The organism is Qipengyuania marincola (genome assembly GCF_029688625.1).
In the GTDB taxonomy this organism is placed as follows: domain Bacteria; phylum Pseudomonadota; class Alphaproteobacteria; order Sphingomonadales; family Sphingomonadaceae; genus Qipengyuania.
In genome coordinates this window covers 41,159-60,760 of sequence record NZ_JARULC010000002.1, presented here as the reverse complement: position 1 = coordinate 60,760, position 19,602 = coordinate 41,159, and the positions used below count along the sequence as shown (strand labels likewise).

The following is a 19,602-nucleotide window of genomic DNA, read 5'->3' as shown; positions in this document are numbered from 1 at the left end:
ACCAATTTGCCGCCGCGCCGCAAGACCCGTTGCAACGAGCAACGAATCGCCTCACATTGCGACTCAAGAGACGGGACCCACGAATTTCCGGGAGAGAGACATGACCGACTACAAGAACCTTATCGACGGCAAGCTGGTCGACAATGGCGAATGGCTGGAGGTGCTCAACCCGGCCAACGAGCAGGTCGTCGGCCGCGTACCCGCCTGCGGGAAGGATGAGCTGGACACTGCTGTTGCCGCTGCTCGCCGTGCCTTCAAGGAATGGAAGAAGACGAGCGCGGAGGAGCGCCAGAAGGTCGTCCAGGGAATCGCCGCCGCAATCAAGGACAATGCCGACGAGCTTTACCGTCTCCTGACCACCGAGCAGGGCAAGCCGCATGCGCAGGCGCAGCAGGAAATCTACGGAGCCGCCGGCCTCGCCGCTGCGCAGTCGACACTGACGCTGGACGAGGTGGTCAATCAGGATGACGAGCAGCGCCTGTCGCGTACCCGCCGTGTTCCGGTAGGCGTGGTCGGTGGCATCGTGCCATGGAACTTCCCGGTTATGATGGCGATCCAGAAGATTGTTCCGGCGCTGGTCGCAGGCTGCACCATCGTGCTCAAACCTTCGCCTTTCACGCCGCTGACGACGCTGCGGATCGCCGAGTTGATCAAGGACGTGGTGCCCGCCGGCACGGTCAATATCATCACCGGCGAGGATAGCCTCGGCCCGATGATCACCGAACATCCGGATATCGACAAGATCACCTTCACTGGCTCCACCGCTACGGGAAAGAAGATCATGGAAGGCGCCAGCGGCGACCTGAAGCGGATCACGCTGGAGCTCGGCGGCAACGATGCCTCGATCGTGCTGCCCGATGCCGATGTCGAGAAGGTGGCCGAGCAGCTGTTCTGGTCCAGCTTCTCCAACGCGGGCCAGGTCTGCATCGCTGCCAAGCGCGTCTACATCCACAAGGACATCTACGACGACCTTAGCAAGGCCATTGCCGAATACGCCAAGAGCGTGGTCGTGGGCGACGGATCGCAGCAGGGGACGGGCGTCGGCCCGATCCAGAACAAGAAGCAGTACGAGCGCGTGCTGGAGCTGATCCAGGATGCCAAGGACAACGGCTACAAGTTCCTGACCGGTGGCGACAAAGACCCGTCCGGCACCGGCTACTACGTGCCGATCACCATCCTCGACAACCCGCCCGAAGATGCGCGGATCGTGGCCGAGGAACAGTTCGGACCCGTCATGCCGCTGCTCAAGTTCGACAGTATCGATGAAGTGATCGAGCGGGCGAACAATTCGGAATACGGCCTCGCCGGTGCAGTCTGGACGAAGGACACCGACAAGGGCGTCGAGATTGCCGAACAGCTCGAAACCGGCACGGTTTGGATCAACGAATTCATGCACCTGTCGCCCTTCTCGCCTTTCGGCGGGCATAAGCAGTCGGGCTTCGGCGCCGAATACGGCGTCGATGGGCTGAAGGAATTCACCTATCCGCAGGTGATCACGGTCAAGCGCGACGCCGTGGTCTGAGCAGGCCGGGCTTCGCCCACACCGCGATATTCGCCAGCAGCAGCGCCGCAAGGATCGTTGCTGCTGGCATTATCGTTTCTGCACCCGCCACGCCGAGCGGAGAGAACACCACGTAAAGCGCGACGACGCAGCTCAGCAACGTGAAAGCGGTGCTGTGCGCATGGCGCCAAGGCGTCATGTCGACCGGCTGCTCGTGCGGCGGAATGTAGGCTTCGACCCGCGGACGCAGGGCGCCAACAGCCAGCATGATGCCCACCTCGATGACGAACAGGATCGCGTAGAGGTGGATGAAGTGAAGCGTCACGATGTCATCGAAGACGAAGCGCAGCAGTCCATAGGCGATCACGTGGAACACGATGGCGAGCTTCGCGCCGAGCGCCGGGACACGACGGGTGAACAGGCCGACGATGACCACTGCGACGGTCGGGATGTTATAAAAGCCGGTGAAAATCCGCACGATCTGCCACAGGCCCTCTTCCGCATAGTGCAGCAGCGGCGCGACGGCGAAGGAGGCGAGCGCGATAACGACGCTGACCCGCTTCGCAATTCTGACCAGCTGGCGGTCGTCCGGTATCTGGCGCTTGAGCGGTGCCCAGATATCGAGTGTGAATAGAGTCGCGGCACTGTTGAGCAGCGAGTTGAACGAGCTGAACACCGCGCCGAGCAATACGGCCAGGAATACGCCCGACAGCCACGCGGGCAGGACATCTTCGACCAGCCGCGGATAAGCCCGGTCGATGGTCGCCAACCCGGGGCCGTAGAGATGAAAGGCGATGACCCCGGGGATCATCATCATGAAAGGCACCAGCAGCTTGAAGAAACCGGAGGCGAGCACGCCTTTTTGCCCCTCTGCCAGCGACCGTGCTCCGAGTGTGCGCTGGATCACGTATTGGTTGGTGCACCAATAGAAGAGATTGGCGAAAATCATGCCGGTGAAGAGTGTTCCGAAGGGCGTCGGATCGTCCGCGGCGCCGATGGCATTGAGCTTGTCGGGATGATCTGCCGCCAGCTTCGAAAGTCCCGCGAGGAAATCCCCGCCTCCCAGAGCGACGAGGCCAAGGATCGGCACCAGCAACCCGATGACCAGCAGGCCAATGCCATTGAGCGTATCCGAAACCGCCACCGCCTTCAGCCCGCCGAACACGGCATAGGCAGCGCCGCTTGCACCGATGATGACCACTGTCACCCAAAGCGCCGGTACATAGCCAATGCCCAGCAATCCGGGCGCATCGAAGAACTGCATCACCGCCAATGCACCGGAGTAGAGCACCGATGGGATTGTCACGAGGCCGTAGCCAAGGAGGAACAGCAGCACCGAAAGCTGCCGCGTACCGCCATCGAAACGCTCGGCCAGAAATTCGGGCAGGGTCGTAAAGGCGCCCGCGAGATATCGCGGCAGAAACACGAAGGCCATCGCCACAGTCGCGATCGCAGCGGTCACCTCCCAGGCCATGCTCGACAGGTTGTATCCGTAAGCCGAGCCGTTCAGCCCGACCATCTGCTCGGCCGAGAGGTTGGTCAGCAACAGCGATCCGGCGATGAAGGTGGCGCCCAGACCGCGGCCGGCGAGGAAATAGCTGTCGCGGCTGTCGGAAGCGCCGCGCGCGGTTCGCCAGCTGAGAAAAGCGACAAGCGCCATCACCAGGCCGCAGTTCGCGATCGTCCAGGTCAGCGTATCCCCCACGGACCTGCCCTAGCGCAGCCGGCAATCCGCCCGCAATCCGGGGTCTTGCAATTGCGGCGCTATACCGATGGATAAATTGTCGCTGCTCTCCGGTTCGCCTAGCATTCTCCGCTCGGCGAGGGCTTTCGATGGAGGAAAGGATAGGAGCGACCGAACATCAGCGTTCGGGCGAGGGCGTGCAGCGACGGGCAAGCCGGCTGCGTTGGCTGCGTATTGCGTTCGGCGTGCTGTGCGGGGCGGTCTTCATGCTGCTTTTCGTCCGCTCGGTCGACCTGCGCGCCACCCTTTCGATCATCGGCGATTTGTCGTGGTGGCCGGTCCTGATCGGGCTGGGGGCCTATCTGCTGGACTTCATCCTGCGCGCGATACGATTCTGGATGTTGCTGGGCGTGGACGAGCGAAAGAAGGTCCCTCTCCAGTCCACAGTCGCGCCCTTTGTCGCAAGCTTCGGGATCAGCGATATCCTGCCCTTACGCCTGGGCGACGTCTTCCGGGTCTACTGGTTCAATCGCGCGTTCGATCTCCCGGTCAGCAAATTGCTGGCCGCAATGATCCTCGAGCGGGTCTTCGACCTCGTCAGCATTCTTGCCCTAGCGGCCATTGCAATGTGGGTGATCGGGGCGACGCTGCAGGAACCGGTCCTCGCGACGCTGCGGATCGTGCTCGGCGTGGCCGCGGCGGCCGGTCTTTCGGTCGTCTTCGCGCCGCGCCTGCTGCGGCTGGCGAGCGGGTGGCTTGCACACTGGCGGAGCAGCTTCTGGCAACAGCTTGCTGCATTCCTTCAGAGTGTGGCGGACGCGATCGGTCAGTTCCGCTCGGTGCGCAGAGTGTGCGGATATTTCGCTTTCTCGCTCGTCATCTGGTTGCTCGAAAGCGCGGTCGTGCTCGGTGCCTGGATCGGGCTCGGGGGATCGGGTGGCGAACTTGTCAAACCCTTCTTCGCCTTTGCCATATCGACGCTCGGGACGCTGGTCCCGGCGCTACCCGGCCATTTTGGCACTTACGAGTATTTCGGCGTGCTGGCGTTCGATGCAGTCGGGGTTGAACGCAATTTCGCGGCAGCCGTCATCCTCACGGCGCATCTCGTCCTGTGGTTGCCGACGGCGCTCTTCGCTATCGGCTGGCTGATGCTGCATGGACAAGCGCGCACGCAGGCGTTTGCAACACGACGCTAGGCATCAGCCGAATTTTCGATCGAGCGCGACAAGGGCGTTGCGATGCGCCACCGCCATGACCGTCCCTTGCGGATTGGCAATGGTCGGCGTGCACAAAAGCGATGCGTCGCAGATATACAGCCCGTCCGTGCCATGCACCTTTCCAAAAGAGTCGGTGGCGGTGCGCGCCCGGTCTTCGCCCATCGGACAGGACGAGAAGACATGGACGGATGTCAGGCTGCCGTCCGGCGCTTCGAGCGCCTCGGGCAATCCGGCCAGGCCGGTTTGCCTGTCGAGGTCTGGATAACCAGCGATGCAGGGGCGCAGGCGTACGCTGCCGGCGGCCAGCAGTACGTCGGCCAGATGGCGCAACCCGTCGGCCAGCGTTGAAAGCTCTTCAGGCGTAAAATGGATGCGCACCAGCGGCGATGCGAAGCCGGGCAGGTTGCGAACCGTCGCGCGGCCGCCGCTCGTCTGCACGTAATATATCCCCATGCGGCGCCAGTCGCGTTCGATCGACGTCCAGTTTCCGGGGCGCGCGGCCTGAAGCATGGCAAGCAGCGGCGGCTTGGCTATCGAACAGCCCATCCCGAATCGCGGCTCGAATTCCTTGATTTGATGTACCGGATCGAAATCGCCGGGCGCGTTAACCTCGTGATCGAATTCGGCAATGATCTTGAGCATGGGATGAAAGCGCAGGCTGTTTCCGACATTATGCCTGATCCCCGATCGGCGCAGGAGGGCCGGCGTCTGCACCGCCCCGCAGGCGACGAAGACGGTATCGGCGCGAATGGTGATCTGTGTTTTTTGCGCCCCTGACGTCCTCACGCCGCTTGCCTCCCACGTGCGGTTTGTGCGGCGCAAGCGCTGGATACGGACATCGGCAAGCAGATTCCCGCCCAGCTCCTTGAACCGTGGCACGAAGGTTGCGGACATGGATTGCTTGCTGCCACGCCCATCGGCGGTGTCGTAGCGGTACAGCCGCGGCGCAGCGATCGCGGTCCAGCCCTTTTTCGTCGCCCCGCGCTCGAGCGCCTGTGATGACTCCGAGGGCTTTCCCGGCATGTGCTGAACCGTCGCGACAGCTTCGCAAGCCTCGAAATGCTGTGTCATCTCTCCGGGGCTCAAATCGACGACGCCATAGTCGCGTGCCCACCGCTCGAGCACGTAGGGCGGGGTTCGGTGGTAGAGGCCGCGATTAACCTCGCTCCCGCCGCCAACGCACGATCCTTCCACCCAGGCGAGTTTGCGTTTTCCAAGTGCGACACCGACCCCTGCGCTGCGATATTTGTGCAGCATCTCCTCGCATGAGAAATGCGGTGTGGCATCCAGCGGCAAATGCTCACCTTCCTCGACCATCAGGACCGACCGGCCCGCCTCGGCGAATTTTGTCGCCGCCACGCTTCCTCCCGGGCCTGACCCGATTACGAGGATATCGGTGTCGAGGACGCTGTGGCCCGTCACGGTCGCGGGGTATCCGTATCGCGATAGGCAGCCGAATAGACCCCGAAGGTCGCGAAGGCATCGTAGAATGCCAGCATCGATCGGCGGAAGGAGAGACCCGATCCGCGCCACGCGCGCAATTGTTCGTGTCGCTGGTCGTTTGCAAGCAGATGGAACCTGCGCCCGTACCGGGCTACGCTGGACCACGAAAAGAGCAGTGCGAGTGCGCGAAACCCCAAACCGAAATGGTCGGGCATCCTGGCGATAGTCTCCAGCACATATCCGGCCGCATGCGCCCGCTGCGCGGCGGTCGCCGGGATACCGGCTTCGTCGATCAGACTGTCAACCAAAGCGATAACCGTAGTTTCGACCATGCGCGCCATGCTATCGCTCCTGCACGATGGGCGAAAAGGCTGGGTCGGTATATCGCCAGAAGGTGGGCGCTCGCGGATCGCGCTTGCGCGAGCGCATGAACACCGGAATGGAGAGGCGCTGCGCCGCTTCCCAATCCCTGTCGAACCGATCGCCGATCACGAGCGCCTCGCGAGGCGATGTGCCCATGCTGTCCAGTACATGTCGCAATCCCTCGGGATCGGGTTTCGGGCGTTGCATGAGTGGCTGGCCCGTCCACAACTCGAAGTCGGCGGTCAATCCCAGCGCTGCCAGTTTCCTGCCGACCGGATAGTCTGACCATATGGCGATCCGCCGTCCCGTTCTGCGCAAGCCGGCAAATACATTTTCCAGCCCTTCGACCCTGTGCCGTCGAAGCAGCGGGAGCGGGCGTTTATGCATCCATTGATCGACCGTTGTGCGTACAGTCGCCGGCTCGACTGCGCATCGCCGCGCGGTATGATTGATCCGCCACGCACAAAAATCGTCCGGCATGGGGTCGGGATGTCTTTCGCCCGACTGCCTGTAAACACGCAGGATGCGGGCTGTCCTCAGACTGCCTTCCCGCAAGGTTTCGGCCAGCAGGGCTCGCGCCATCGCCGCCCTGACAGGACGCTGGTCATAAAGCGTCCCGTCGAGATCGAACACGACAAGGGCGGTGTTCGACCAGTCGATGCTCATCCCGATGTGCGGGGCCGCTGCATATCAACCGGCACGAAACTGCGTTCCATTAAATCGGCAAGCTCTGGAATGTCGACGAAGGACAGCACCAGCAAGGCCACGCTGGCCGCGGTGAGCGATGCCATCAGGCGCCGCGAGCGAAACATGCGCTCGGGACGCTGCGCGATCGAATTCTTGATCATCGACAGCCACAGGTAGCAGCCGAACAGGCCGGCAATGAGCGGGAAAGCAAGAATGTATTCCAGACGGTAGCGGATCAGAAACACGCCTAGGAAAAAAGAGGAGATGATGGCGTAGAGAAAACAACTGACCGTCAGGCTTTCCGCCGTGTAGCCGGCGAAGGACTTGCGATAGCGCACCAAGGTTTCGCGTCCCGTTTCCGCGACGATGTCGCGGTATTCTGACAGGCGCTTGGCCCCCATCAGGAAGGCTCCGCCGAACCAGTAGGCAAGGAGAAGGCTCAGCGGCGGGAGGCTGGCCGGATCGACCATCAGCCAGCCAAGCGTCAGCCGGATCGGGTTGTTGACCGACTCCGATATGACATCGACGAAGGGTTTGTCCTTCGAGCGCACCGGCTCGATATTGTAGATCCAGCCCGATGCCAGGAACAGGAAGGATACCAGCAGGAACATCGTGCCCAGCAGGCTGGCCAGGGCAATCCCCGCGACTGCAAGCACGACATATTCGCCATAGACCACTGGGGCGGACAGGCTGGCGGAAACCGATGCGCGCGACGACTTGCTCGGGTGATGGGCGTCAAATTCCCGATCGAGCCATTCATTGATCACATAATTGGCCGAAGCGACGGCAATCGCGCTGGCGAAGCCGATGAGAATGGAGAACCAGAGGTCGCCCAGCGGAGGCTCGCGCAAGGCGTAGGCCATGATGAGGCCCGGAAGAATGAAGACGTGCTTCGTGATATGATCGAAGCGCGCCAGCGACAGGTAATCAGCAAGTCCGCCGGATTCCGCCTGGGACGCATATGAGGCGTCGCGCCGCTCGGTGTCGGTCTTCACGATGTCAGTTTCCTTCGGCCGGGGGCTGGGGAGAGCGAGGAACTTGGTAGATGCGCCCGTCACGGAAGGCGGCCGGCTTATCCAGTGCCAGCTCACTCACGAGTTCGTTTTCCTCTGCAAGGTAATGACGCCAGTCGACGCGATCGAACATGACGACATAGGTCGGGTAATGGTCCGCGATGCCGCGAATTCGGTCGATTTGTTTCGACACGGGATTGCCGACCTCTGGCAGATGCGTGCGCAGGAGATATTCGTGCGGCGTGAACTGCGTGGTTCGGCCGGTGTGGAAGGAAATGATATCGGGCCCGTTGGAATAGATCACAGCGTGTTGCGGCAAGGCGTCGATTGCCAGCAAGGTGGGGGAGGTGCGCCAGCTGACATGCTGGTATCCGTAGCCCTCGCGATAGACTTCGGGCGTGCGGGCCGCGCTGCGCGCGCTATGCAGGGCGCCGATGCACAGCGCCACACCGATCAGGATCGCCGGGCCATGCCGAATGGCCGAAGGCGTGACGCGAGACCGTGCGATGCCGAGGGCCACAAGCATGGCCAGTATGGCATAGGCCGGAAAGGCATAGCGCCCCGTGAGTGTCAGGTTCGCTTCGATCGACACCGACAGGACGATGAAGATCATGTAGAAGATAAAGAACAGCGCAAGCATAGCGCTCAGACTGCTCCATGCGATGTTTGTTCTGTGCCCTTCGGGCGAAGCGAAGGCCCGCATGGCAACGATCCCGTGGGAAAGGCCAAACCACAGAACGCCTATCAGCGCCGCGATCCGGACCGCGAGCGGGAATTGGTCCGGCAGGATCCATGCCGTCATGACCTCCAGGCTCGAGAGCCATTCCTCCGGTCCCATATTGCCGTAGAACCACAGGTCACGCCCGATCGAGCGCCCTGCGGTCAGCTGACTGTACGCCATCCAGCCAAGGAACAGGGCACCACCAATTCCGAAGAGGAGCATGACGTCGCGTAGCTTGTCCTTGCGGTCCATGGCGGGCGTGGCAAGAATTAGCACGGCAATAGCTGCGCCGAGCGGCGGAGCGGAAAAGCGGGTCAGCGTCGCGAGACCCAGAAAGACCGAACAGGCGATGAGGGCAGCCGCACTGCGCGACTGGAAATAGGACAGCGCGGCGTGCATGGTGAGCAACAGGAAGGCCAGGAATGGCGGCTCCGACATTGCGCTGGACTGCAGCGTTACGAATTGCGGTGACAGGACGACCAACGCGGTGCCGATGGCAGGCACGAGCCACCCGGCGACCACCCGCGCAAGCAAGGTGAAGACCAGCACGACATTCGCAACCAGGGTAGCGAGGCCGATGATCCATGCGGTGGTCGAAAAATTGAGGCCCAGCCAGACCCCGCCGGTCAGCGCCCAGTGATAGAGCGGCGCATCGTAAGGGCGAGCGCTGATCCCCATGTAGCGTGTGCTGTCGGTGAAGATCCCGATGCCCTGCGCGGTGTTGAGCAGGTAGAAGCCAAGTGCGAACGCGAGAATGGCGATACAGGCGATCTGCGCATCGCGACGCTGAACCAGAGGCATGTGCCGCAGGGTGAGTTCGGTCGGGTCTGCGGCTAGGGATCGCATCATCCGCTCCGCGCAAAGACGCGTTTGATGTTCTTGGCCACGAAGCGAACCGTCGCATCGGGCAGGCCGCGCGCCAGGATATCGTCGAGCGCATCGACCAGCCGGTCGATCTCCCGCTTCTCGACAATGAAGGGCGGCATGAAGTGCAGCAGGTCGCGAGCGCCCGGCTGAAAGTGGCACAGTATGTCGTGACGTTCGTACAGTTCGCGTGTCAGCGACCCGATAAGCACGGTCTGGTAGGTAGTGAACAGCGGGTTGGTGCGGATATCGACCAGCTTTTCCGCAAGCGATTGCCCGAAATTGAACCGGATTGCCTTGAAGCAGCCCTTTCCACGCACCTCGAGGATCGTACGCGGGTATTTGTCCTGCAATTCCCGGAAGCGCGCGTCCATGTAATCGCCCATCGCGCCGGCGCGGCCAATCAGGTCTTCGTCGTCGAGAATGTTGAGCGTTTCGATTGCGATCGCACAGGTGCCGCCCATGCCACTGAAGCTGGAGCTGTGCAGATTGCAGTCCTGCTTGTTACCGTAAGCCTTGTCGAACAGCGCCTGCGAGGTGACCATCGCGCCGATTTCGCGCTTCCCCCCGCCAAGCGTCTTAGCCATGGTCACCACATCCGGAACTGCATCCTCGTGCTGGAACGCGCAGAACCGCCCGGTGCGGCCCATACCGACCTTGATTTCGTCGAAGACGGTCAGAATGTCGGCGCTTCGGCAAATGCGGACAAGCTCTTCGAAATAGCCGGGCGGTGGGGATTCGCAGCTGGTTCCGCGCAGGGTTTCGATGAAACAGGCGATGATCGAGTTCGTGCCATTACGGCTTTCGCGCTCGATGGCGTGACGCACACTGTCGATATTGCCGTATCCGGCGTAGATCATGTTTTCTTTCGGCACCCCGAGCAGGAACCCGGTCTGCACGTCGGTCGCCGTGGTCATGGACAGGGCGCCGTGAGTCTTGCCGTGAAAGGCGCCTTGCATGCACAGGAACTTGGTCTTGCCTCGCGGCGTCTGCACGCGCTCACACAGCTTCATCGCCGCCTCGTTCGCTTCGGCGCCCGATACCGCCAGGAAACTGACATCGAGCGGTTCGGGCAGGAAGCGCGAGATATTGTAAGCCAGCGCACCTTGCAGCTTGTGCGGCGCGATCTTGATGCAATCGAGCAGCTTTTCCTCGTGGCACCGTTTCTCGGCTGCGAGGATGCGCGGGTGGTTGTGCCCCAGGCCGAGCACGCCGAAGCCGCCCGAGAAATCGAGAATGGTGCGGCCGTCTGCGAGATTGAGACACAAGCCCTGGGCGCTGCGGACATCCATGTCCTTGAGCCCGAGAATGTCGTAAACCTGCAGCAGGTATTTGTTGAGATGCCTTTCGTAGAGCGGCATCGCTTCCTGATTGGTCAAGGCCAAGCTCTGTTCGAGCGTCAGCAAATCGCGATCAGCCAGACGATCACGCCGCGCTTCGATTTTCGACATTGAGGTCATCGACCGCCCCCGGGTTCGCGTGCTCTATGAGCATGGTTCGAGGATACGATTTGTACCGCATTGCGAGGCGGTTACTATTGGCCACAAGGTGTCCGGGGCTAAGCCATAAAGCTTAATCCTCTATCGGATGGGCTAGGCTGCGGTCGCCGATGAGGCTTGCCCATGCCCAGGCGGCAATTCAACGGGCTGATTTCGGGTGGCGCGCTTGGCGATAGCCGCTGTAGCCAGGATGCAGCGGGACGACTGGGCGGGCTAATGCTCCGTGTTCGAGCCGCGCTCTGCTTCGGTCTCAAGTACGGCGACCATCGGCGTCGTTCGGGGAAGGCCCCTGAAGGACTGCTGATCATCCGCACTGACGGGCGCCGCAACAACCATGCGGGCAAGTCCGAACATCGCCCCGGTAAGTGCAAGGCCGCCTGTCAGGACGAACAACCCGGGCGCGCCAAGGCTTGATAGAGACAGCGAGGCCAGCAGCGGGCCCGCAACCGCTCCTGCGGAGTAGGCGAGCACGAGGCCGCTGCTCGCTTCAAGGCGCTCATCCTCTCCGAGGTGATCGTTGGAATGCGCCACACAGAGCGGGTAGAGTGCGAATGCAAATCCGCCGAAGAGCCCGCCGCATGCGAAGAGCGCGAGGCGAGCAAGCGGCAGGAAGGCAATTGCTGCGGATATCAAAACTACCGCGAGAAGGCAGCCGACGATCACCTTGCGGCGGTCGAACCGATCGGAAAGCATGCCGAGCGGCGTCTGCAGGGCGACGCCTCCCGCGATGACGCAACTGGTGAACAGCGCAACCTGGGAAAGCCCCAAACCGATCCGCTGTACGTAGACTGCGCCCAGTCCGTAAAACGCACCGAGGATCGCACCTGTCAGAACGACACCGACCACGCCGAGCGGCGACGCGTCGTAGAGGCGGCGCAGGGAAAATGCGGCAATCGTTTCAACCCGGGGCTGTTCCATCCGCGTAAGCACGACCGGCAGGAGCGCCAGCGAAAGCAGAATGGCCGAAAACATGAACGGCAGGTCCGGACGATCCTCGCCCAGATTGAGGAGGAACTGCCCCGCTGCCTGGCCGCCATAGAGAAACACCATATAGGCAGCCAGGATCGTGCTGCGCGATTGCGGCGCGGCCTGGCGGTTGAGCCAGCTTTCCAGGCACACAAATACGCCTGCCATTGCGATGCCGTCGACAAAGCGCAACGCCGTCCATGCCAGCGGGTCCATTGCGAGCGCGTAGGCTAGGCTGCTCGCGGAAAAGATCGTGACGAAGGCCGCGAATGCGCGGATGTGGCCGATGCGTCCGATCAGTGCGGGAACGCGAAACGATCCGACCATCAGGCCCCCGAAATATGCAGTCCCCACCATGCCGATGGTGAAGGCATTGGCGCCGGCGATCTCGAGCCGGACCGCGATAAGGGTCGAGAGAAAGCCGCTCCCTGCCATGAGCATGAAGATGGCGATCAGAAGAGTGCGGACGGATTGAAGCGGTGCCAGCATCGCGAATCCGCCTAAGGCCGCAGGAGCGCACTGTCGACAGGCTTTGGTGCACGCTTTAGGCCAGGGCTATGGATCAGATCGAATTCGCCGACTTCCTCAAAGTGGACATACGCTGCGGTACTGTGGTGGAAGCCAGCGAATTCCCAGAAGCGCGCAAGCCAGCGATCAAGTTGCGCGTCGACTTCGGCCCCGAGATCGGCATCCGGAAAAGTTCCGCCCAGATCACCGAGAATTACACGCCGACGGGACTGATCGGGCGCCAGGTGATGGCTGTCGTCAATTTTCCGCCACGCCAGATCGGACCATTCCTGTCCGAGGTACTGGTGCTCGGTTTCCCGGACGCGCAAGGCGCGATTGTACTCGCGGATCCGGGCAACGTCCCGAACGGATCGCGCCTCGCCTAAGGTGCCAGTGGGCCCAGCGCGTTTTTCAAATCACCTAGCCACGGTTCGTAGCATTTCCACGCATCCTGCCCGCTACGGTTGATCGGCTGGCGGACCTGTTCGCTGCTCGCAGTTCGCACGGCGCGATCGGTCTTGTGAAAATTCAGGCATGCCTCTTCGAACGGAAGCTCCAGATAGTCGAGCATGCGCCGGACCTGTCCTTCGAGATCGTCAAGCACATCTTCGTGCTGCACGCGCAAGACCTTGCCCGGCAGCACCGCGTCCCAGTGGTCCATCAGCGCCACATAGTCGGAATAGTACCGTCCGATTTCGGTCAGGCCGTAAGTGAATTCCTGCCCCTCGGCGAAAAGCTGCTTGAAGCCCGAAAAACAGCAATCCATCGGCGCCCTGCGCGCATCGATGATTTTTGCATTGGGCAGGATCAGCTGGATGAGGCCGATGTGGCGGAAGTTGTTCGGCATCTTGTCGATAAAGAACGGCGCGCCTTGCCGGTGGATCTTTGTGTCCTCGATGAACTTCTCGCCGAACGCTGTCAGCTGGTCCGGAGTGAGCTCGTGCAGGACCTCGGGGTAGCGTGACTGGCCAGCCCTGCGCCCGCGCAAGCGGTGCGCGAGCGCGAGGATGTTGGGCAATTCCAGCGTGCCGTCGACCTGGCTATGACTGGCGAGGATCTGTTCGAGCAATGTCGAACCGGCCCGCGGCAGGCCGAGTATGAAGATCGGGTCGGTGGCGGGGTGTCCCGATCCAGCATGCCTAGCGAACAGCTCCGGCGTGCAGACCTCGCGCTGTCGTGCGAGCTCTGCGCTCATGGTATCCGCCTTGTAGCGGGTCTGGGCGCGTTTGAGATCATTGCCGGTCCGGTAGAAGCCGAAGCTTTCTTCGTAATTCGCGCGATCTTCCAGCGCCTTGCCAAGTGCGAAAGACAAGTGGACACGGTCCATGAAAGCGAGATCGGGTCGCCCGGCCTGATCGCGCATGGTCGCGATTTCGTCGTCGCCGAAGCGATAGGTCTTCAGATTTGCGAGCGCGTACCATGCATCGCCATGGGCTGGCCTGGCAGCCACCGCCGCGCGGTAGCTCTCGACTGCAGCCTCCTGTCTGCCGGTCGTCTTGAGCGCGTGGCCGCGACTGGTCAGCGTGGCGACGTCGCCCGGCAGACGATCGAGGATCGCATCAAAGAGTTCGAAGGCGCGGTCGTAATTGCCCGTCTGCATGCTCTCGATTGCGAGGTGCGACTGGAACAGCGGATTGTCCGGATCGCGCGCGTGCAGGGCCTCTGCCTCTTCGCGAGCGCGGTCGAACTTCTGCCGCCTGCGCAAGGCATCGATATAGTCCAGACGGAGCTGGAGATTGTCAGGTGCGAACGCGGTGGCGCTTTCGAGGAGGAATTCGGCGTCGTCGAGAATGCCCAGCTTGATGCCGATCTGTGCGAGCAGGCGCATGCCCTCGACATCGCGCGGATTGGTACGAAGGAAGTGGCGACAGATTTCTTCGGCCCGCAGGATGCGTCCTTCGTGAAGGTGGTGGGTAACCGCCACCAGCTCCTTGGGCAGAGCGGCGATGCGTTGCGCCTGTGCAGAGGCAGCCTGCGCTTCGGCCAGTCGGCCGCGGGCCTGTTCGAGCTCGGCGAGCGCCCGCCAGCTTGCATCGAGCGCCGGATTGAATCGCACCGCACGCGCATAGGCTTCGAGCGCTTGCCCGACGTCACCGCGAGCGCGGGCGAGGTGGCCTGCCTCCTGCCATGCGCGCCCGTATTCGGGCATGGCCGCATGCAGCCTTGCCAGCAAATGGACAGCATCGTCGAAACGGTCGAGATAGCGCGCCGCGACGGCCGCCATGTAGAGGGCTTCACCGTCGTCCGGGTCTTGCTGAAGCAGAGTCTCTGCGATTGCGAGACCGCGTGCGAAGTCGCTCGCCTGCAAAGCCCTCTGGGCCGATGCCAACTGTGCTGCGCGATCGCTCATGCGAGGGCCCTACCAAAACGAACGGCGGGGGCGAAGTCGTCCTTCGCTCCCGCCGCGCGTTGTCCGGTCTATCGGATCAATAGTTGTACGAGGCCCTGAGGCCGACGGTCAGCGGCCGGTTCGTCGCGATCCGCGGACGGTCGTTGACATAGTTGCCCGAGATTTCGGCGCGGGTGTCGAACAGATTCTCGCCGAAGAGTTCGAACCTCCAGTTGGCCGAGGTGATGCCGGCCGCAAGGTCGAACAGCGTGTAGCCATCGAGCTTGAGCTTGTTGATCTCGATCACGTCGGTGAACTTCGAGGCGGAGTGCGTCACCTGCGGCTGGAAATAGGCGCCCAGCGTATCGCTGAGATCCCATTCATACCGCACCCGGATATTGCCTTGGAAGGACGGCGCAAAGGCGAGGTCGGACCCTGCTACGACATCGTCGGTCGGGATCAGCACTTCCGTGATTTCCGTGTCGAGGATCGAGAAGGCGCCGGCGACCGTCAGGCCGGGAGCAGAGAATGGCGCGACAGTGAAGTCGGCCTCGATGCCCCTGATTTCCGCATCGGCAGCATTGGCCGAGAAGAACAGGTTGGTGATCGAAGGATCGAAGATCGTCGTCTGCAAGCGGCTGATGTCGACATAGAAGGCGCTGCCGTTGAATCGGAACTGGCCATCGAAGAGGTCGGTCTTCCATCCGATTTCGTAGTTCTTGACCTCGTCGGTCTCCAACTCGAACGGGACCGTGAAGCCCGCGCCATTGGTTGCACCACCCGGACGGTTCAGCAAACCGGGACGGAAACCTTCCGAATAGGTCGCGTAGAACAGCAGGTCCTCGTTCGGGGTAAGCGTCAGCGTGCCCTTATAGATCAATCCGTCGGTCGAAGCCGTGTCGGGCGCGCGGACCGCATTGAACACCTGTTGCGCCTGGGTAGCGCTGAGACCCGAATCTTGGATATCCTGCAGGCTGTCGCTCAGCGTGAACGTCTGGCGCAGAGCCGCGTTGCACGATCCGATGAATGTGAAGCTGCCATCGCCATCGTAGAGATCGTTGAGGTCCGTGCCGAACGCATTGGCGTCCTCGGCCGCACCGCTGTTGCAGAAGCTGCCATTGGCGCTGCCTTCGAAATCCACCTCAATGTCGTAATAGCGGGCGCCCAGCGTGACTGTCAGCAGGTCGGGGACGATATCGAATGCCGCTTCGCCGAAGATGCCGAACTGTTCATCCGTGCGGCGGATGTCGTTGCGGAAGATCGTGTCGGCCGGGAACGGCCCAGGCTGGCTGGTGTAGCCTTCCTGCGGGAAATTTGGCGCAAACGGGCCGAAGGGCTGCGCGATGACATTACCGGGATAGGCGAAGTCGTTCCGTTCTTCGAGCTCGAGGTCGGAATAGAAGCCGCCCGCGGTCACGCGCCAGCGGTTCTCGGCCGGGGTGCTGAAGCGCAGTTCCTGCGTGAAGACCGTCGTCTTGCTGTCCGACGTCACATAGAGGTTCGGCGCCTGGCAGGTGCCGCTGGGATCGGCAGCACCCGGATAGCTCACCGAGCCGTCGCAGATGTAGTAAGGAAGGTACTGACCCACGAATAGGTAGTCGGTGTAGTCGACCCGCTGCTCTGTCTCGCGATCGGTGTAGGCCCCCGTGTAGACGATATCGAGCATGGCCAGCCGACCTTCGACCGTCCAGCTGGTATTCGAAAAGTCGTCCTCCAGCCGGTCGTCCTCGTCGCGCTGGATTTCCAGATCATCGAGGCCGCCGAGTTCGGGATCGGCGAAGAAGACACCGTCGCTCTCGATACTCTGCCGCGAATGCGCGAGCGTCACGCGCCAGTCGGGCGTGATTTCCCACAACGCGGTCGCGCGGAAACCAGAGTATTGCGTGTCGTTGAAATCGTCTTCGACGAGGCCGGCATTGTCGGCATCGAGGAACGTGACGTCGTCGAGATCGGCAGTGGACTGAAAGCCGGCGCGAAGGTCGCTGACCGGGACGCCGTTCGAGCGCACGGTACCGGCCGGGCGGAAACGCGCGCTCTCCCTGAGATTCTGCGTGCCGGCCACATTGTCGATGTAGCCGCCCTGATCGTCGAGATAGACCACGCCGCGCACCGCAAGGCTGTCGGTCACCGGAACGTTGAGCATGGCTTCCGCCTTGTAGCTCGTCTCGCCACCCTTGGTGAAGGAGACACCCGCGCTGGCCGCAGCATCGAAACCGCCAAGATCGGGCTTGTTGGTAATCAGGCGCACCACGCCAGCCTGCGAACTTGCACCGAAGAGCGTGCCCTGCGGCCCTGAAAGGACCTCGATCCGCGCCAGGTCGGCGGCATAGACATCGAGATTCCGGCCCGGCTGTGCCAGCGGTTGCTCGTCGAGATAGAGCGCGACGTTGGGCGCGAGGCCCGCCACGCCGGCTGTCGTGAGGTTTGGCGTGGTCGACGCGAGGCCGCGAATATAGATCGTGCTCTGGCCCGGGCCACTACCGCCGGCGGTCACGGTCGGAAGCTGGTCGAGGTAATCCTCGAATGTGTCGATGTTGAGCTCTTCGAGGCCCTCTTCGCCCAGCGCCTGAACCGAGACGGGGACGTCCTGCAAATCCTCGCTGCGCTTTTGCGCGGTCACGATGATGACGTCGACGCCACCTCGGCGCTCCTGCGCGGCAGGTGCAGCGTCTTGCGCCATGGCAGGCGATGCCAGCGCAACAGCCAACGCCCCGGCCGATGCGCCGCTTACGAATTTTCTCATGATGGGAATGCCCTTGCTCTCGATTGCGAACCGTGGTTGCGGGTGCTCCAGAATGAAGCATCGCTCGAACAGTTCGTGCTTCCCGAAAATAACCGGGACAGCCGAACGGCGATAGCAACCGAAAAACCCGGCGGCCACCGGGGCGAGTGGCAAAAACGGGATCGGCAGGAGTCCTGTGGCAAAGAGTCCGCACTTGAAGAGCTTAAGATGTGTTCTTCAAGTGCCGAACTCGGAATTAAAATCGATAGACTATTTTACTCTTAGCGGATTTATATCACACCCAAGTATCTGCAAATATAATTCACTATAGTGAATTTTTTATTTTAACTCGCGAAGTCCATGCGAAAAACGGATGGGAATCCGTTACTTGCTTTGGGCGACAGCGGCGCAACCTTCGGCAGTGGTCGGCACGCCATGCCGCTTTCGAAAAAGGTCGAAGGCGATCGCCTTGAGGATCGAAACTGCCATCAGGGCGACGACGAGTGAGAAGGGCAGCGCCCCGATAATCATCGTGATCCGGATCGCATCGATACCGCCCAGGATCAGCATGCTGCCGACCACGAAGGCCAGGGCCGCACCCCAGAAAAGGATGTGGTGACGCCGCTCTCCTTCGGTTTCGCCCGCGCCGTTGATGGTGTTGACGATCAGTATCGCGCTGTCTGCCGACGTAATCAGATAGGTCATCAGCAGAATGACCACGAGGCCGGAGACGACTGCGGCCAGCGCAGGATCCAGGAGCACCGCCAGCGTTGCATAGAGCTGATCGGATATGCCCGCATCGACAATCGATCCGCCCGCGGCGCCGCTCAGTTCCAAATGGATCGCCGTGCCACCGACAACGGCCATCCACACGAAACACATCAGTGAGGGTACCAGCACGACGCCGAACACATATTCGCGCACGGTCCGTCCGCGCGAGATGCGGGCAATAAACATGCCGACGAAGGGGGCAAAGGCGATCCACCACGCCCAATAGAAGACTGACCAGTCGAGCTGCCACTGGACGAGCGCTTGCGCCATTTCGCTACCCGCTTCCGGATAGAGCGTGAGCGAATTCGGGACGAGTGTGATCACATAGTCGACCAGCCCCGTGCCCAGCAACGAAAGGCCATAGAGGCCCGAGCCGACCACAAGAAACAGTGCAAGCAGCAGAAACGATAGACCCATGTTCAGGTTCGAGAGCCACTTGATCCCCTTGCCTACTCCCGAAAGCGCGCTGAGTGTCGAGGCACCAACCAGCAGGACAAGGGCGATTATGACGGCCGGCGTGGACGATGAGCCGTCCGCATCGAGAAGCCAGTCGCCAAGCCCCAGCCGAGCCAGCCCGTTGACGAATTGTTCGACACCGAGGCCCATCGTTACCGAGACTCCGAGAATGGTCGCCACCACCGCAACGATATCGACGAGGTGACCCGACAGGCCGGACAACACCTTGCCGAACAGCGGGGCGAGCGCGGACCGGATCGTCAGCGGCAGGCCGCGGCGATAAGCGACATAGCCGATCGCCAAGCCGACCAGGGCATAGGATCCCCAGGCCGCGAACCCCCAATGAAGGAAGGTATAGATATAGGCGGGGCGCACTGCCTCCGGCGAACGCGCCTCGATCGTCCCGCGAATGATGTCGGGGTTGTTGGAAAAATGCGCGAGCGGCTCACCGGTCGAATAGGTCAGCATGCCGATGCCGATCCCTGCTCCGAACAGCATGGCGAACCAAGAGAAGCGCCCGAATTCCGGCTTCTCGTCCTGCCCGCCGATCCGGAGCCGGCCCGATTGCGGAATAATTGCGACCACGAAACAGGTCAGCATCAGAAAGGCGACGAGGTAGACGTACCAGCCCGAGAAAGACCGGATGATTGTCGAATTCGCCGCCGAAAGCGTTTCGTTGGCGCTGACGGGGAAAAATATCGCCCACATAATCAGCAGCGAGACGATGATTTTCGACGGGATCGTGACGGCTCTGCTGAAACCGTCGTAGAACCCGCGGTCGGCGGTCTCGATCGGCAATTCAATGAGGGGAGGATCAATCGGTGCGTTGGTCTCTGAGGTCATTGATCCTGCGCTGTTG

At 61.8% G+C, this 19,602-nt stretch carries 14 protein-coding genes; 3 read left to right on the top strand and 11 right to left on the bottom strand.

The genetic code is table 11. The annotated features are described in order from the left end of the window. Positions 1-100 precede the first annotated feature (100 nt). Positions 101-1,522, top strand: a complete 1,422-nt coding sequence (locus P8Q88_RS05420; protein WP_278322831.1) for an aldehyde dehydrogenase family protein — start codon at positions 101-103, stop codon at positions 1,520-1,522. On the opposite strand, the gene P8Q88_RS05415 is transcribed toward P8Q88_RS05420, so the two are convergent. Further along, a complete protein-coding gene (locus tag P8Q88_RS05415) occupies positions 1,500-3,206 on the bottom strand; it encodes a solute:sodium symporter family transporter (protein ID WP_278322830.1) in 1,707 nt (568 codons plus the stop codon). The genes P8Q88_RS05420 and P8Q88_RS05415 overlap by 23 nt on opposite strands. A 128-nt stretch (positions 3,207-3,334) precedes the next feature. On the opposite strand from P8Q88_RS05415, the gene P8Q88_RS05410 reads away from it, so the two are divergent. Further along, positions 3,335-4,381, top strand: coding sequence for a lysylphosphatidylglycerol synthase transmembrane domain-containing protein (locus P8Q88_RS05410; protein ID WP_278322829.1), 1,047 nt, complete (start codon positions 3,335-3,337; stop codon positions 4,379-4,381). Positions 4,382-4,384: 3 nt separating this feature from the next. Here the strand turns inward: P8Q88_RS05410 and P8Q88_RS05405 are convergent, their stop codons facing one another. From P8Q88_RS05405 to P8Q88_RS05375, 7 genes are all read right to left on the bottom strand, one after another. Then, positions 4,385-5,824 (bottom strand): GMC family oxidoreductase N-terminal domain-containing protein, encoded by a 1,440-nt coding sequence (locus tag P8Q88_RS05405; protein ID WP_278322828.1) that lies wholly within the window; start codon positions 5,822-5,824, stop codon positions 4,385-4,387. Further along, complete coding sequence (locus P8Q88_RS05400; protein WP_278322827.1) at positions 5,821-6,186, bottom strand: hypothetical protein; 366 nt, start codon at positions 6,184-6,186, stop codon at positions 5,821-5,823. Before P8Q88_RS05400 ends, P8Q88_RS05405 begins: the two co-directional genes overlap by 4 nt. Before the next feature lies 1 nt (position 6,187). After that, positions 6,188-6,874 carry an HAD family hydrolase gene (locus tag P8Q88_RS05395; protein ID WP_278322826.1) on the bottom strand — a complete coding sequence of 229 codons (687 nt, stop codon included), beginning with the start codon at positions 6,872-6,874 and terminating at the stop codon, positions 6,188-6,190. Then, the gene (locus P8Q88_RS05390; protein ID WP_278322825.1) at positions 6,871-7,986 is read right to left on the bottom strand and encodes a UbiA family prenyltransferase; all 1,116 of its coding nucleotides are present in this window, start codon (positions 7,984-7,986) and stop codon (positions 6,871-6,873) included. The genes P8Q88_RS05395 and P8Q88_RS05390 overlap by 4 nt, the downstream gene beginning before the upstream one ends. After that, positions 7,895-9,478 carry a glycosyltransferase family protein gene (locus P8Q88_RS05385; RefSeq protein WP_278322824.1) on the bottom strand — a complete coding sequence of 528 codons (1,584 nt, stop codon included), beginning with the start codon at positions 9,476-9,478 and terminating at the stop codon, positions 7,895-7,897. The genes P8Q88_RS05390 and P8Q88_RS05385 overlap by 92 nt, the downstream gene beginning before the upstream one ends. Further along, positions 9,475-10,944 (bottom strand): aspartate aminotransferase family protein, encoded by a 1,470-nt coding sequence (locus P8Q88_RS05380; RefSeq protein WP_278322823.1) that lies wholly within the window; start codon positions 10,942-10,944, stop codon positions 9,475-9,477. Before P8Q88_RS05380 ends, P8Q88_RS05385 begins: the two co-directional genes overlap by 4 nt. Before the next feature lie 261 nt (positions 10,945-11,205). Beyond that, a complete protein-coding gene (locus P8Q88_RS05375) occupies positions 11,206-12,447 on the bottom strand; it encodes an MFS transporter (RefSeq protein ID WP_278322822.1) in 1,242 nt (413 codons plus the stop codon). A gap of 68 nt (positions 12,448-12,515) precedes the next feature. Between P8Q88_RS05375 and P8Q88_RS05370 the strand changes: the two genes are divergently transcribed. Continuing rightward, on the top strand, positions 12,516-12,851 hold the full coding sequence (locus P8Q88_RS05370; protein WP_278322821.1) for a tRNA-binding protein: 336 nt from the start codon (positions 12,516-12,518) through the stop codon (positions 12,849-12,851). On the opposite strand, the gene P8Q88_RS05365 is transcribed toward P8Q88_RS05370, so the two are convergent. The 3 genes from P8Q88_RS05365 to P8Q88_RS05355 all read right to left on the bottom strand — a co-directional run bounded on the left by P8Q88_RS05365 (position 12,848) and on the right by P8Q88_RS05355 (position 19,586). Further along, positions 12,848-14,815: a tetratricopeptide repeat-containing sulfotransferase family protein gene (locus tag P8Q88_RS05365; protein ID WP_278322820.1), complete on the bottom strand. Its 1,968-nt coding sequence runs from the start codon at positions 14,813-14,815 to the stop codon at positions 12,848-12,850. The two genes, P8Q88_RS05370 and P8Q88_RS05365, sit on opposite strands and share 4 nt — an antisense overlap. Before the next feature lie 76 nt (positions 14,816-14,891). Then, positions 14,892-17,537: a TonB-dependent receptor gene (locus tag P8Q88_RS05360; RefSeq protein WP_278322819.1), complete on the bottom strand. Its 2,646-nt coding sequence runs from the start codon at positions 17,535-17,537 to the stop codon at positions 14,892-14,894. A gap of 363 nt (positions 17,538-17,900) precedes the next feature. After that, complete coding sequence (locus P8Q88_RS05355; RefSeq protein ID WP_278322818.1) at positions 17,901-19,586, bottom strand: BCCT family transporter; 1,686 nt, start codon at positions 19,584-19,586, stop codon at positions 17,901-17,903. Between the last annotated feature and the right edge of the window lie 16 nt (positions 19,587-19,602).